This window comes from Clostridium sp. AF21-20LB, assembly GCF_003478795.1.
Classification (GTDB): Bacteria; Bacillota; Clostridia; order Lachnospirales; family Lachnospiraceae; genus Otoolea; species Otoolea fessa.
In genome coordinates, this window is record NZ_QUGD01000016.1 from 43,476 (window position 1) to 58,507 (window position 15,032).

The following is a 15,032-nucleotide window of genomic DNA, read 5'->3' on the forward strand; positions in this document are numbered from 1 at the left end:
GGAGAAAAACATGAGATTTGTACTACAGAGAGTCAAACACGCGAGTGTAAAGGTAGACGGCGAGCTGATCGGCTCGATCGGCCGTGGATATATGGTGCTGATGGGCGTCAGCGACACCGACACGGAGGAAATCACCGACAAAATGGTGGATAAAATGTGCAAGCTGCGTATTTTTGAGGATGAGAACGGCAAGACGAACTGTTCGCTGGCGGATGTGGATGGCGAGATCCTGCTGATCAGCCAGTTTACTTTGTACGCAGACTGCAGCCACGGAAACCGTCCGGGCTTTACGGGTGCGGGAAATCCAGAACTGGCGAACCATCTCTACGAACACGCGCTGGCGCGCTGCGCCGGACAGGTGCGGAAGGTCGAGCACGGTATTTTCGGGGCAGATATGAAGGTCGAGCTTTTAAACGATGGACCATTTACGATTCTGCTGGATAGTGATACGATAGTGAAAAAGAAATGATTTGCAAAAGGAGGAAGGATATGTCAGTAGCGAAAGAACAGAGAGAAAAACTGATCTGGGAATTTCCTAATATTGGAAAGAAAGCCCCGGAGCAGGAGGAAAAGGCATTTGCGTATTGCGAGGGATATAAGGAGTTTTTAAATGCGGCAAAGACCGAGCGCGAATTTGTGCGCGAGGCGGTGCTCCGCCTGAAAGAGGCTGGTTATGAGGAGTTCGAAGAAGGAAAAATCTATCAGCCGGGCGACAAGGTATACCAGATCAACCGCAAGAAAGCGCTTCTGATGAGCACGTTCGGAAAACGTCCGCTGGAGGACGGCGTCCGCATTAACGTGGCTCACATCGATTCCCCGCGCCTGGATCTGAAACCGAACCCGCTGTATGAGAAGGCAGAGGCGGCATATTTCAAGACCCATTATTACGGCGGTATCCGCAAATACCAGTGGGCGACGATCCCGCTGGCGATGCACGGTGTTGTGATTTTAAAGGACGGCACATCGATGGATATTTGCATCGGCGAAAAAGAGGGTGATCCGGTCTTCTGCGTGACCGATCTGCTTCCGCATCTTGCCGCACAGCAGAATGAGCGGAAACTGAAGGACGGCATCAAGGGCGAGGAATTAAATATCATTGTTGGATCCCTGCCGTACCCGTGCGAGGAAGAAGACTCGATCAAGGAGCCGGTCAAGCTACTGGCGCTGTCGATCTTAAATGAGCGCTTCGGCATGACGGAGAAGGATTTCCTGCGTGCAGAGATCGAGTTTGTGCCGGCAGTAAAAGCAACGGATGTCGGTCTGGACCGCAGCCTGGTCGGCGCTTACGGACAGGATGACAAGGTGTGCGCGTACACGGCACTGACCGCAGAGATGAAAGCCAAGTCCCCGGAATATACGACGGTTACGATTCTGGCAGATAAAGAGGAGATCGGTTCCGTTGGAAATACCGGCTTAAATTCCGATTTTACCCTGCATTATATCGAGGGACTGTGCAAGGCAGGAAATGTGGATGTCCGCAAAGTGCTGAAGCATTCTCTGTGCCTGTCGGCGGATGTCAATGCGGCGTATGACCCGACGTTTGCGAGCGTATTTGAAGAAAAAAACTCCTGCTATCTGAATAAGGGTGTCGTTTTGACGAAATATACGGGTGCGCGTGGCAAATCCGGCAGCAACGACGCGAGCGCGGAGACGATGGCGAAAGTGATCCAGATCATGGATGAGGCAGGCGTATACTGGCAGATCGGCGAGCTGGGCGCAGTAGACGTCGGCGGCGGCGGCACGGTTGCCCTGTTTGTGGCTGGCATGGATGTAGATGTTGTGGATATGGGTGTTCCGATTTTATCCATGCATGCCCCATTTGAGCTGGCATCGAAACTGGATATCTATAACACATATCTGGCATTTGCAGCATTTTGCAGCTAAAAAATAGCCAGAAAATTCCGTCAGGAAAGACAAAACGTTTTTTTCTGGCGGAATTTTTTATCAAATAATTCATATCCGGTTTCCTTAAATTGGGAAAAGTGATGAACTATGAAAAAAGAGTTGCTGAAAATATAAAATATTGAAAAATCGCTTTTTCGACAGGCTGGTTTGTGGTATGATGATTGGTAAGACATACGTGCAGATATATCATATGTGCGTTTGAAAGCCAGGTGCCGGATGGCGCAGGCAGGAAATTGAGAGATAGAGGACGACTAAATGAAGAGATGGAAAATAGCAGGCATCTGTCTGGCGGTTGCGGTAGCAGCAGCGGCATCTGGATGCGGAAAAAAGACAGGGACTGAGACGACCGCAGCAGAGAGCACGGCAGCAGAGACAGAGGAGTATGTCGCAGAGAGCAGCGTGAAGCTGGGCGAGTACAAAGGCATCGCTGTGACCGTGACCGAGGCATCCGTGACGGACGAGGAAGTAGAAAACCAGATTCAGCAGGTGTTGAATTCAAAGGCCGAGTACCGCGAGGTAGACCGGGCAGCTCAGATGGGCGATCAGGTCAACATTGACTATAAGGGGCTTTTAGACGGCGAGGCATTTAAGGGTGGTACCGCTGAAGGATATGATTTGACGCTTGGATCCGGCAGCTTTATCGATGGATTCGAGGATGGGCTGGTCGGCGCTGTGAAGGGCGATCAGAAAGACTTAAACCTGACCTTCCCGGATTCGTATCCGAACAACCCGGATCTGGCAGGTAAGGAGGTTGTATTTGAGGTAACGGTCAATGCGGTCAAGGAGCGCTCCGTTCCGGAACTGACGGATGAGTTTGTTGCTTCCGTATCACCGGATGATGGAACCGTGGAGAAATACCGTGAATCCACCCGTGAGAACCTCTTAGAGCAGAAACAGCTCTCGATTGACAATCAGAGAGATACGGATATTCTGAATGCGGTTGTGGACAATTCAGAGGTTGTATGCTCGACTGCATCGATCGACGAGGCATATGATACACAGTTAAAGGCATACACCAACATGCTATCCTCCTACGGCGTCGATCTGGCGACCTATGCGGGCATGATTGGAAGCGATGAGGACAGCTTCAAGCAGGAGATCCGAGAGGAAGCCAAGGAAATGGCGAAACAGTCCCTCGTTTTAAATGAGATTGCGAAGCAGGAAAATATCACGATCGACGATTCGGACAAGGAAGCACTGGCGAAACGCTACGGCTACGAGAGCCTGAAGACGATGCTTCAGAATGACAACATCGATCAGAAGATGGTGGACGATACGGCACTGATGCAGAAGACACTTGATTTTCTGGTAGAAAATGCCAAGATCACCGTCAGCACTGAGGAGAACAATGCGGCGCTGAATACAGAAGCAGCCGAGGACGAGGCGGAGTAGAAAGCGTCTCATAAAAATACAGATAAGGGGATAGACATATGCAGATTTTATACGACAGAATCCGTAAAGATGGAATCGTAAGAGCAGGAAATGTATTGAAAGTGGATCGTTTCCTGAATCACCAGATGGATATTCATCTGTTCCAGGAGATCGGCAAGGAGTTTAAACGCCGTTTTGAGGGTGAGGAGATCAACAAGATCCTGACGATCGAGGCGTCGGGTATTGGTATTGCCTGTATCGTAGCCGAATATTTTGATGTTCCGGTTGTATTTGCCAAGAAAACAAAGACGAAAAATATTGCCGGAGAAGTGTATACAACGAAGGTTGAATCGTTTACCCATGGCACTGTATATGATATTATTGTGTCCAAGGAGTTCCTTGGAAAAGGCGATAAGGTTCTGGTTATCGATGATTTTCTGGCAAAGGGCAAGGCATTAGACGGTCTGACCACTTTGATTCAGGATTCGGGAGCAGAATTAGTTGGTGCGGGCATTGTCATTGAAAAAGGTTTTCAGGACGGCGGCAAACGCATCCGTGATAAGGGCATCCGCGTTGAGTCACTGGCGATCGTAGACAGCATGAATGCAGAGACCGGGGAGATCATATTCAGAAATGAAGATAAATAAAAAAGCATTGTTTTTTGATATTGATGGAACATTGTTTAGTGAAAAATTAAGGCAGGTACCGCAAAGCGCGGTGCTTGCCTTAAAAAAAACAATGGAAAAGGGAAATTTGACATTTATTAATACGGGGCGGACCTGGTGCCAGACGTCCAAAATCCGGGAGGAAGCGCCGGTAAACGGGCTGCTCTGTGGCTGTGGTACCTATATTTCCGTGGATGGAAAGACACTCTATGACCAGAGAATTTCGCCGGAACGGGCGGAGAAACTGAAAGAGGATATTCTGCGGTTCCGGATGGATACAGTGATGGAGGGCGTGGACGCCTGCTTTTTCCGGCCAGATGGGGTGCAGACCGAAACGATGCGGGCGATCCGCTCGATTCTCGACCAGAGCGGCTCGGTTTCGGCGAAGAACTGGTCGGATCCGTCCTTTTCGATCAGTAAATTTTGCGTGGCAGTCGGAGCAGACAGTGATCCGGCGGGATTTTTTGAGACACTTCGGGATTTTGAGGTGATTGACCGGGGCGGCGGCTTCTATGAGTGTGTGCCGATGGGGCATTCTAAGGCGAGTGCGATCGAGTGGATTTTGAAGCAATATGGGATCGCGCTGGAGGACGCGTGGGTCTTTGGAGACAGCATGAACGATCTGTCGATGTTCCAGTATGTGCCGAATGCGGTTGTCATGGGAAAACACGATGCCGGGCTGGAGTCGTATGCGACGTTTACGGCGAAGACCGTGGAGGAAGATGGGATTTACCGGGCGATGGAAGAGCTGGGGCTTTTGTAAGGAAGCAATGGTTTGGTGTTTGATATATATGTATAAAGAGTGAAATTTGTGTGGATGTGTGGAGTTCAGAGAAACATCCTGTGGAGAGAGGTTTAAGGAAAGATTGACCTGGTGGATGTCTGAGACTGGAAATGCTCAAGATTGTGGATAGTTGAGACAGAACTAGAATGAAAGGGCGTTGGATAAAGATATATGAATTATGAGAAATCGGAAAAATATGAAGTTCTCAAGCGGTATTTCGGATATGACAGCTTCCGCGAAGGACAGGAAATACTGATTGACGGGATTCTTGATGGGCGTGATGTGCTGGGAATCATGCCGACGGGCAGCGGAAAATCACTGTGTTATCAGGTTCCGGCATTGATTCTTCCGGGAATCACGCTGGTGGTGTCACCGCTGATTTCTCTGATGAAGGATCAAGTCACGGCACTCAATCAGGCGGGCGTCCACGCGGCGTATCTGAACAGTTCGCTGACGACGGCACAGTATTATAAGGCGCTTGGGTATGCGCGCGAGGGGCGTTATCCAATCATTTACGTGGCGCCGGAGCGTCTGATGACGGAGACATTTCTTGATTTTGCGATGCACGTGGATATTGCGATGCTGGCGATCGATGAGGCGCACTGCATTTCCCAGTGGGGACAGGATTTCAGACCGAGTTATTTGAAGATTGTTGATTTTATCGAGAAGCTGCCGAGGCGTCCGGTGTCAGTGCTTTTACGGCGACCGCGACCAAGGAGGTCCGGGACGATATCATCGACATTTTGCAGTTACAGAATCCGGTGATGCTGACGACGGGATTTGACCGGAAAAACTTGTATTTTGCAGTGGAGACGCCGAAGGACCGCTATGCGGCAATCCGGGCATATCTGGAGGCGCACCCGGGGCAGGGAGGGATTATTTACTGTCTGACCCGCAGAAATGTTGAGGAGATCTGTGAGAAGCTGATCCGGGATGGATTTTCAGTGACGCGTTACCATGCGGGACTTTCCGATGCAGAGCGGCAGAAGAATCAGGATGATTTTATCTATGACCGGGTTCCGGTGATGGTGGCGACCAATGCGTTCGGCATGGGAATCGACCGGTCGGATGTACGGTTTGTCCTGCACTGCGGGATGCCGAAGAACCTGGAAGCCTACTATCAGGAGGCAGGACGTGCCGGGCGTGACGGCGAACCGGCGGAGTGCATCCTGTATTATAGCGGGCGGGATGTGGTGACGAACCAGCTCTTTATTGAGCGGAACCAGGACAATCAGGAGCTTGACGACTATACGCGGCAGGTGGTGCTGGAACGTGACCGGGAACGCCTGAAAAAGATGACATTTTATTGTTTTACGAATGAGTGCCTGCGTGATTATATCCTGCGGTATTTCGGCGAATATGGAAGTAATTACTGCGGAAACTGTTCGAATTGTATGACGCAATTTGACACGATCGACATTCAGGCGGCGGCAGAGAGTCTCTTAGGCTGTGTGCAGTCGTGCGGACAGCGCTATGGAACAACGGTGATTCTCGACACGGTGCACGGGGCGAATACGGTTAAGATCCGCAATTACCGGATGGATGAGAATCCGCATTATGGGGAGCTGGCGAAGGAGAGCGTCGTGCATCTGCGCCAGATGTTTAACTTCCTCCAGGTGGAGGAGTATCTGTTTGTCACGACGGATGAGTATTCGATTGTCAAATTGACGGAAAAAGGTGTTGCTTTCCTGGAAGCACCGGAACCAATCGAGATGAAGATGGCGAAGGAGCGGGAGAAACAGACAGCTGGAAGCAGCAAAAAGAGCCGCCGGGGCGCGAAACTTCCAGCCGGGGCAGACGAATTTACGGAGAAGGAAGAGACGCTCTTCGAGGCACTCCGCGCGCTGCGCCGCGAGATCGCATCCGAGGGAAAAGTGCCGCCGTATATCGTATTTTCTGATAAGACGCTGACGCATATGTGTATTTTAAAACCGGTCACGAAAGCGGAGATGCTGGAGGTGTCCGGCGTGGGTGCGTATAAGTTTGAAAAATATGGAGAACGGTTTCTGGAGTGCGTGCGGAAGTTCTTAGGACAATAAGCGGGAATCCTCGGCAATTCAATTACCGAGATGAAAGCGCAGTAGTGTGCATATCTGCACAATGCAAATAGTATAATAATTCTCATCCTTTGATAGTAATGCCGTAACCGGCATACAATAAAAACGAAAATACGTTCGAATAATGGTTGCGCATTACATTTCGATATGATATACTATATGTATGAAAGAAAATCTTATACATTATAGGACTTGTGTGTGTAATATTAACTACCATATGGTTTGGTCGGTGAAATACAGACGGAAGATATTAACCCCAGAAGTTGAGAAATACCTACAGGAACTCGTGCAGCAGATAGCTGACGATAAAGGTTTTACCGTTCATTTATTTGAATGTAGTGAAGGTGATCATGTTCACTGTTTTGTATCAGCTCCACCAAAGCTGTCAATAACAGCCATTATCAAGTATCTGAAGGGGATCACAGGCAGGAAATTATTCGAACGTTTTCCGGAAATAAGAAACCAGTTGTGGAAGGGAGAACTGTGGAACCATTCCTATTATGTGGAAACGATCGGATCCGTATCTGAGGAAAATATTCGCCGTTATATTGAACATCAGAGCAAGTCGTATTAATTCAATGTGAATTGTAAATATTCATATGCATGGCTGTCTGAAGGGGAGAGGAGAATGCTGTTGTCTCACAGAACATCGGTTAATATCCGGCCGGAATATTCTAATATTATAGGGCATATGTGTTACGCTGCTTCCAAGCTCTGGAATGTCTGCAACTATGAACGTCGTCGATATAAAGAATTGGGGCTGGAGAAGTATCCTGACTGGTATTATCAGAAGAAAGCGCATAAAGGAGATCTGTGGTATAGACAGCTTCCATCCCAGACAGCGCAGGAGACCTGCAAGCAGCTGGATAAAGCCTGGAAATCATTTTATGCCCTTAAAAAGACCGGTGGGATCAAAGATCCAAATCCGCCGCGATTTAAACAGGACAATATACCAATCACTTACATGCAGATGGGAATCCGGCACGAGAAAGGTTCCGACCAATTACGGCTGTCTCTGTCAAAGGATCTGAAAAGCTATATGGAAGAAACTTACGGGATTCATGAAAAATTTCTATATCTTGAAAATAAGATTTTCAGGAACATGGATCACATAAAACAGCTGCGGATCTATCCACCGGAAGATGGAAAATGTGACCTTATCGTTATTTATGAGATCAAAGAGCCAGAACCGCTTTCCCTGAATGGTCATTATTTATCAATTGATCTTGGAATTCATAATCTGATGACCTGTTATGATTCCGGAAATGGAAGGAGTTTTATTCTAGGAAGAAAATATCTTTCGCTGGAAAGATACTTTCACAAAGAAATCAGCAGGGTTCAATCAATATGGTATGCACAGCAGGTGGAAAACGGCATAAAATATCCCCGATCATCGAAACACATCAAAAGGATTTATCGGAAAAAACAGAACGCAGTAAAGGATTACCTTCATAAGGTGACCAGATGGCTTGCAGAATACTGTAAAAAAGAAAGGATAAGCTGTGTAATCATAGGAGATATTCGAAATATCCGTAAAGGAAAAGATATAGGGCACAAGACAAACCAGAAGTTTCACGGACTGCCGTATAATAAACTTTATATCATGTTGGAATATAAACTAAAACTGTATGGAATATCACTGACAAAACAGGAAGAAAGCTATACCAGCCAGTGCAGCCCGTTTTCACCAGAACTATCAAAAAGATATGCAGAAGCATCAAACAGAAAAGAGCGTGGCATGTATATAACGGATGGAGTAAGATATAATGCGGATGCAGTAGGAGCATTTAATATCCTGCGTAAATATCTTTCCGGATCCGGAAAACAGAAAGAACTGTCCGTAACCGGACTAAAGAATCCAGAAATAATAAAAGTAGCTGTATAGCCGAAAGGTAAGCAGTAGTGGTGTCATGGACGCACCCTGAAAAAAGGCGGTATCCCGCCAGATTTCAGATGCTCTGGTAACTTAGTTACCGAGTAGTTCACAGTCTTAGTATCGGGTGTGTGTTCTGTTTGTGAGAAAAAAATGCCTGGAGAAAAGACAGAAAAATAAAAAAATATACATATGATGACAGATTTTATCTTGTTAAACGCCACATTTTCTAGTATAATAAGGGTATCAATCCATGGATGGAAGTGACTGTGAACATGGAACTTTTAGAAGCAGTTTCAAACATTTATGAACACCTATTTAGATGGAGAAGGGGGCGTTTTTATGGAGAAAAGTTATACAAAGATCTACACAACTGGAGCGACAGTACCGTTAAAGATTCGGCCAGGACATTTCGCAACAAACCATGCACATATCAATTATTACATTGATGTGACGACCCTGAAAGCGAGAACGAAAGAGGCGGAGGAAGTTGCACAGGCGCTGGTTGGCATGTATCTGTATGACACCGTGATCGACACGATTGTCTGCATGGAGGGCACGGAAGTTATCGGTGCTTTTCTGGCGGAGGAGCTGGCAAAGGGCGGTTTTCTCTCGACGAACGCGCACAAATCTATCTATGTAATCAGCCCGGAGTTTAACAACAACAGCCAGATCATTTTCCGTGACAACCTGATTCCGATGATCCGCGATAAACATGTGATGATCCTGATGGCATCCGTGACGACGGGACGTACCTTAAATAAGGCAGTTGAGAGCATCCAGTATTACGGTGGTATCTTACAGGGCGCATCGGCGATTTTCAGTGCGATGGATTCGCTGGATGGTGTGCCGATCAAGTCAGTCTTTGGCAAGAAGGATTTACCGGATTATACGTATTCAGATTACCGTGACTGCCCGCTCTGCAAGGTAGGAAAGAAGATTGATGCGCTGGTAAATACGTTTGGATATTCGCCGATGGGGTGATGCGGCGATCGGAAGCTGCTTCGTTTGATGAATACAGGATTTGTAAAAGCCGGATCGTTGAAATGAAACGCGATCCGAATGCGGGTGCTGCATGGCGGCATAGAAAGCATTATTGAGAAAGAGATAGATTTTACAAGGTTTGAGAACAGATAGTGGATACCGCAAAACCACAGAATCCGTGCACTGACCTGTCAGAAATAAGAAGATGGGGAGCAGAGGGATGGGAAAAAGGTTTTGCGGTATCTCTTTTTGTGTCAAAGGTGCCAAGCACATTAATGAAAAAAAATAACAGAAACAAGAATAAAGAAGGGAAAGAAAGAGGGATAAAAATGGATACACAGCAGATGTTTCAGGAACTGGATCGCCTTTATGCGCAGGGAAAACTGGACGAAGCGGAAGAGAAAATGATGGGCTGGATGAAGGAAGGGCTGGATTCAGGGAACAAAAGCCTTTGCCTGATGATGTGCAATGAGATGGAAGGACTCTACCGGAATACCGGACGGGTTGCACAGGCAGTCGATATGGCGGATATGGCGCTGTCCCTGATTGCGGGGATGGGACTGGATGGTTCGATCCACCATGGAACGACACTTTTAAATGCGGCAACCGCGCGCCGGATGGCAGGAGATGTGGAGAAAGCGCTTTCCCAGTACCGGGAGGCGGAAGCGATTTTTAAGAATCTTGGAAAAACGGATGGCTATGAGATGGCAAGTCTCTACAATAATATCAGCCAGATTTATCAGGAACAGGAGGAACATGAAAAGGCGCTGGAATCGCTGGATAAGGCGCTGGAACTAATTAAAAAGATGGAGAACAGCGAGGCGGAGGTGGCAACGACCCATGTCAACCGGGCGCTATCCTTGATGGCGCTGGGACGGCTGGATGAGGCAGACGAGGAGTTAAAGGAAAGCCTGACCTTTTATGCGTCCCCGGAGGGCGTGCAGTCGGGACACTTTGGTTCGGCGCTGGCAGCAGCCGGGGAGCTGGCATGGAGGCGCGGCAATTATGATCAGGCGATCGGGCTGCTGGAAAAAGCGCTGATGGTAACGCAGTCCCGGTTTGGCGAGAGCGATGCGTGCGCGGTGATCCGCCAGAATCTGGAGATGATCAAAAAAGAAAAGGAAGAAAAAGGCATTACCGGAGCTGCAGACAAGAAGGAAGACAAGGGCGGAAACCCGAGCACTGTGCGAGCTGTCAGTTCAAGGATGCGAAATTCTGAGACAGGACAAGAAAAAAAGCGTTTTTTGAAAAGTTTTCAGATGGAAGATTTGATAAAAAGCGTGCAAGAAACGCGCATGAAAAAAAGATACTGAAAATAGAGAAAACGTAGAAATAGAAAAAACCATAAAATCAGGTAGGGGGATTAGATGCAGGGACTAGAACTGGCAAAACGATATTATGAAGAAGTCGGGCGTCCGATGCTGGAGCGGGATTTTCCAGAGCTTCTGCCGCGATTGGCGGCGGGACTGGTGGGCGAAGGTTCGGAATGTCTGGGATTTGACGATGCGATATCGCAGGATCACGATTTCGGGGCGGGTTTCTGTCTGTGGTTTTCGGCGGAAGATTATAACCAGTACGGAAATGCGCTTCAGGATGCCTATGACCGTTTGCCAGGGGAGTTTGCAGGTGTTCCGGCACGCCTCACAAGTGCGCGGGGCGGCGGACGTGTCGGTGTGTTTGAGATAGAGGCATTTTACAGCCGTTTTATCGGGATGGAACAGCCGCCAAAGAGCCTGATGCGCTGGCTGCATCTGCCGGAAGATAAGCTGGCGGCAGTCGTGGGCGGGGCAGTATTTGAGGATGGACTGGGAGAATTTTCTGCGATCCGCGAGGCGATCCGGAAGTATTATCCGGAGGATGTCCGGATCAAGAAGATCGCGGCGCGGGCAGCGAAAATGGCGCAGTCGGGACAGTATAATTATGGCCGCTGTATGCGGCGGGGCGATACGGTTGCGGCGATGCTGGCGCTCGATGAATTTGTGCGGCAGGCGATTTCGATGGTCTATTTACTAAACCGGACGTATATGCCTTACTATAAGTGGATGTTCCGGGGAATGGAAAACTTTCAGATTCTGCCGGAGGTGGCGGAAAAAATCCGGGAGCTTTCGGTGATGGGAGATACGAGCGAGATGTGGAAGCCGCCGTTTCCCCCGGGATGGAATCCTTATGTAAACCAGTTAGATCCGCGTGTGGGTCGGATCGAGGAAATCTGTCAGGCGGTGGTTGGGGAACTGCGAAAACAGGGACTGACTGACAGCCGGGATGCATTTCTGGAAGCGCATACGTGGGAGATCATGAAACGGATTCAGGATCCGGAGCTGAAAAAATGTCATGTGATGGAAGGATAAGCCGCGGATAGACACATCAAAATGGGAACGCGCATGGACTGTAACTGAAAGAAAAGATGCAGGAAATTGATTTGGAAGGGATCTGGCAAGCGAAAGGGAGGACAGCGTATGACGAAACAGGAGAAAATAGAGAAACTGATTCAGATGGAGTGGGAAGATTTTCAGAAAGTCAATAACGAGGGCGGACGTGCTTCTTGTCAGGACGATCCGGAGACATTTTTTATCATGCGACGAAGCCATTTTGCACCGTGGACAGAGGAACTCATCGACTGCGTGCAGGCGGATATGGACCGCGCCCATGAGCAGGGGCGCAATCTGGTAATGGAGAAATATGCGTGGATGATGGCGAGCACCGCACCGGAGCAGTTTAAGAAACTGCATCATTTTCTGATTGATCCGACGCTGGCGGGCGAACAGTGGAGTGATGCGATCGTGAAACAGCAGCTTGCCTGGATGGAAGAGTACCAGGCGAAATATCCGGTGCTGGCGTCTGGAAACCGGCTTCTCTACAGTTCTGAAGATACGCCGTATGATACTTCCTTCCAGACGTACCTGCTTGGAGAACTGCGGACTTACTCGGACAGCACTCTGCATACGTACTGGCAGTTTATCAATGAACTGAAAAAGGAAGGAAAGAGTCTGGCACTTCTGACGATGGAGGCGGAAGTGAAGGCGTATGGATATGAGGGGCTGGATGCGGCGGAGAAGGCGCTCTCTAAATAAAAATTAGAAGGATGCATATTCGAAAATATATGGAAATGATTTCGAAAAAAGTGAATGTATAATAGCTAATATACAAGGAAAGTTGAAAAAAATCGGAGAGAATGAATGATCAAAGTTCCTCTCCGGTTTTTCTTATATCAGCACATTCTTTGTTTCCGATTTTTACGAAAACCGCCGAACCACCCGCATCACCTGTTCCACCGTATCGCTCAGATTCTTCCGGGCGGAGGCCTGCATCCAGCGATCCATGTTTACGATATCTTCCCTGGAAGCGCCTTTTTGCGGACCATAAATAGATTTCGGCAGGATCGAAGCAGCGGGACTGTACGGAAAAATACATGATGGGAACTCCTCTTTGCTGGTAGCTCACATTGTCGTCGGATGATCAGAAAGTGTTGTAGTTTCTATTTTTGTTGTTTAAACAACTGAAAAAATGTCCCAAAGCATGTATACTCCTTCTTGTAAGCGGCACAATACATATGAATGGCAGGAGAGACTAGAGGTATGCTTGTCCATATGCAGAGATCGGATGCTAGAAACATGGACATGTAGTATAAGCCGGAGAAAAAAGGAGAAATGAGCGTATGAGCAGAGAGGTAAATCCAAGAAAAGCGGCAGTCATCGGGTGCGGATTTGTGGGTTCAGCAACGGCATTTACACTGATGCAGAGCCGGTTATTTTCCGAGCTGGTTCTGTTAGATGTAAATATGGAAAAGGCGGACGGCGAGGCGAAGGATATCGCGCACGGGATTCCGTTTGCAGGGCAGATGAAGATCTACGCGGGCACGTATGACGACGCGGCGGACGCGGCGATCATCATTATCACAGCGGGGGCGAACCAGAAGCCGGGGGAGACGCGGCTTGATCTGGTGCAGAAGAATACGGCAATTTATCAGAGTATCATCCCGGAGATTGTAAAACGCGATTTTGGCGGGATTCTGCTGATCGTATCGAATCCGGTAGATATTTTGACGTATGTGGCATTGAAACTGAGCGGGCTGCCGGAGAACCGGGTGCTCGGTTCGGGTACGGTGCTTGACACGGCACGGCTTAAATATGCGCTGGGCGAACACCTGGCGTGGACAGCCGGAGTGTACATTCGTTTATCATCGGTGAGCACGGGGACAGCGAGATCGCGGCGTGGAGCAGTACGAATGTATCGGGCATTCCGCTGAACGATTTCTGCGAGATGCGCGGGCATTTTAACCACGATGCGGCGATGGACGCGATCGCGGAGAAGGTCAAAAACAGTGCTTACGAGATTATTTCGAAAAAACAGGCGACGTATTACGGAATTGCGATGTCGGTAAAACGTATCTGCGAGTGTATCGTCCGCAATGAGCGCTCGATTCTGCCGGTGTCTGCGATGATGCACGGGGAGTACGGCATCGAAGATATCACGCTGAGTATGCCGGCGATCGTGGGAATCGGGGGTGTGGAGACGCATGTACCGATTGCATTGAGTGGGGAAGAGGCGGAGAAGCTGGTGGAGTCGGCTAAGAAACTGAAAGAGGTAGCGAAAGGGCTGATAGAATGATGCCAGATGGGCTGCCGTACATTGGTACGGCAGCCCATCTGAACCAATCGGTTTTACTATAAAATTCTTTTCTATCAGTAAAGGCCATCTTTTAGGCAGCTGCCTGATTTTCTTTCTGGGTCAGTAAGGAGACAACGATCAGGGTAAGGAAAGAAACCGGAACTGCAACCAGGATGGTTGCCAGACCGAACGGATGTCCCATAACTTCCAAGGCAATCGTAGCAAAGGTTCCGACAAACATGGAAGCGATGCCTCCGCTTTTAGGACAATAAGCGGGAATCCTCGGCAATTCAATTACCGAGATGAAAGCGTAGTAGTGTGCATATCTGCACAATGCAAATAGTATAATAATTCTCATCCTTTGATAGTAATGCCGTAACCGGCATACAATAAAAGCGAAAACATGTTCGAATAATAATTGCGTATTACACTTGAATATGATATACTATATGTATGAAAGGAAATCTGATACATTATAGAACTTGCGTGTGTAATATTAACTACCATATGGTTTGGTCGGTGAAATGCAGACGGAAGATATTAACCCCAGAAGTTGAGAAATACCTACAGGAACTCGTGCAGCAGATAGCTGACGATAAAGGTTTTACCGTTCATTTATTTGAATGTGGTGAAGGTAATCATGTTCACTGTTTTGTATCAGCTCCACCAAAGCTGTCAATAACAGCCATTATCAAGTATCTGAAGGGGATCACAGGCAGGAAATTATTCGAACGTTTTCCGGAAATAAGAAACCAGTTGTGGAAGGGAGAACTGTGGAACCATTC

At 48.2% G+C, this 15,032-nt stretch carries 16 protein-coding genes and 1 pseudogene; 15 read left to right on the forward strand and 2 right to left on the reverse strand.

What is annotated here, in order from left to right; translation table 11 throughout:
* Positions 1-10 precede the first annotated feature (10 nt).
* From dtd to DWX76_RS09435, 13 genes are all read left to right on the forward strand, one after another.
* Positions 11-469, forward strand: coding sequence for a D-aminoacyl-tRNA deacylase (gene dtd, locus DWX76_RS09380; protein ID WP_022359969.1), 459 nt, complete (start codon positions 11-13; stop codon positions 467-469).
* Positions 470-489: 20 nt separating this feature from the next.
* Positions 490-1,884: an aminopeptidase gene (locus DWX76_RS09385; RefSeq protein WP_118523081.1), complete on the forward strand. Its 1,395-nt coding sequence runs from the start codon at positions 490-492 to the stop codon at positions 1,882-1,884.
* A 276-nt stretch (positions 1,885-2,160) separates the two neighbouring features.
* On the forward strand, positions 2,161-3,297 hold the full coding sequence (tig, locus tag DWX76_RS09390) for a trigger factor (RefSeq protein ID WP_118570542.1): 1,137 nt from the start codon (positions 2,161-2,163) through the stop codon (positions 3,295-3,297).
* A 38-nt stretch (positions 3,298-3,335) separates the two neighbouring features.
* A complete protein-coding gene (locus tag DWX76_RS09395) occupies positions 3,336-3,923 on the forward strand; it encodes a xanthine phosphoribosyltransferase (RefSeq protein ID WP_118471362.1) in 588 nt (195 codons plus the stop codon).
* Positions 3,910-4,704: an HAD-IIB family hydrolase gene (locus DWX76_RS09400; protein WP_233430207.1), complete on the forward strand. Its 795-nt coding sequence runs from the start codon at positions 3,910-3,912 to the stop codon at positions 4,702-4,704. The genes DWX76_RS09395 and DWX76_RS09400 overlap by 14 nt, the downstream gene beginning before the upstream one ends.
* Before the next feature lie 192 nt (positions 4,705-4,896).
* Positions 4,897-5,490, forward strand: a complete 594-nt coding sequence (locus DWX76_RS15090) for a DEAD/DEAH box helicase (protein WP_412694033.1) — start codon at positions 4,897-4,899, stop codon at positions 5,488-5,490.
* Complete coding sequence (locus DWX76_RS09405) at positions 5,469-6,764, forward strand: RecQ family ATP-dependent DNA helicase (protein ID WP_412694034.1); 1,296 nt, start codon at positions 5,469-5,471, stop codon at positions 6,762-6,764. Before DWX76_RS15090 ends, DWX76_RS09405 begins: the two co-directional genes overlap by 22 nt.
* Positions 6,765-6,939: 175 nt before the next feature.
* Positions 6,940-7,356 (forward strand): IS200/IS605 family transposase, encoded by a 417-nt coding sequence (tnpA, locus tag DWX76_RS09410; protein WP_107000633.1) that lies wholly within the window; start codon positions 6,940-6,942, stop codon positions 7,354-7,356.
* Between the two features lie 54 nt (positions 7,357-7,410).
* Positions 7,411-8,667 (forward strand): RNA-guided endonuclease InsQ/TnpB family protein, encoded by a 1,257-nt coding sequence (locus DWX76_RS09415; protein ID WP_243022520.1) that lies wholly within the window; start codon positions 7,411-7,413, stop codon positions 8,665-8,667.
* Positions 8,668-8,997: 330 nt separating this feature from the next.
* On the forward strand, positions 8,998-9,639 hold the full coding sequence (locus DWX76_RS09420) for a phosphoribosyltransferase (RefSeq protein ID WP_118570543.1): 642 nt from the start codon (positions 8,998-9,000) through the stop codon (positions 9,637-9,639).
* A 329-nt stretch (positions 9,640-9,968) separates the two neighbouring features.
* Entirely contained in the window at positions 9,969-10,952 is a 984-nt protein-coding gene (locus DWX76_RS09425) for a tetratricopeptide repeat protein (protein WP_182429767.1), read from the forward strand.
* Positions 10,953-11,006: 54 nt separating this feature from the next.
* Entirely contained in the window at positions 11,007-11,987 is a 981-nt protein-coding gene (locus DWX76_RS09430) for a DUF4037 domain-containing protein (protein ID WP_118570545.1), read from the forward strand.
* A 108-nt stretch (positions 11,988-12,095) separates the two neighbouring features.
* A complete protein-coding gene (locus DWX76_RS09435) occupies positions 12,096-12,710 on the forward strand; it encodes a DUF4125 family protein (RefSeq protein ID WP_118570546.1) in 615 nt (204 codons plus the stop codon).
* Between the two features lie 109 nt (positions 12,711-12,819).
* Here DWX76_RS09435 and DWX76_RS09440 read toward each other — a convergent pair whose 3' ends face one another.
* The gene (locus tag DWX76_RS09440; protein ID WP_118570547.1) at positions 12,820-13,050 is read right to left on the reverse strand and encodes a hypothetical protein; all 231 of its coding nucleotides are present in this window, start codon (positions 13,048-13,050) and stop codon (positions 12,820-12,822) included.
* Positions 13,051-13,294: 244 nt separating this feature from the next.
* Here DWX76_RS09440 and DWX76_RS09445 point away from each other — a divergent pair.
* Positions 13,295-14,247 (forward strand): annotated as a pseudogene (locus DWX76_RS09445) (L-lactate dehydrogenase).
* 91 nt (positions 14,248-14,338) lie between these two features.
* On the opposite strand, the gene DWX76_RS13995 reads toward DWX76_RS09445, so the two are convergent.
* Positions 14,339-14,488, reverse strand: coding sequence for a hypothetical protein (locus DWX76_RS13995; RefSeq protein WP_182429768.1), 150 nt, complete (start codon positions 14,486-14,488; stop codon positions 14,339-14,341).
* A 266-nt stretch (positions 14,489-14,754) separates the two neighbouring features.
* Here DWX76_RS13995 and tnpA (DWX76_RS09450) point away from each other — a divergent pair.
* The coding region (gene tnpA / locus DWX76_RS09450) for an IS200/IS605 family transposase (protein ID WP_243022521.1) at positions 14,755-15,032 on the forward strand (278 nt) is incomplete at its 3' end.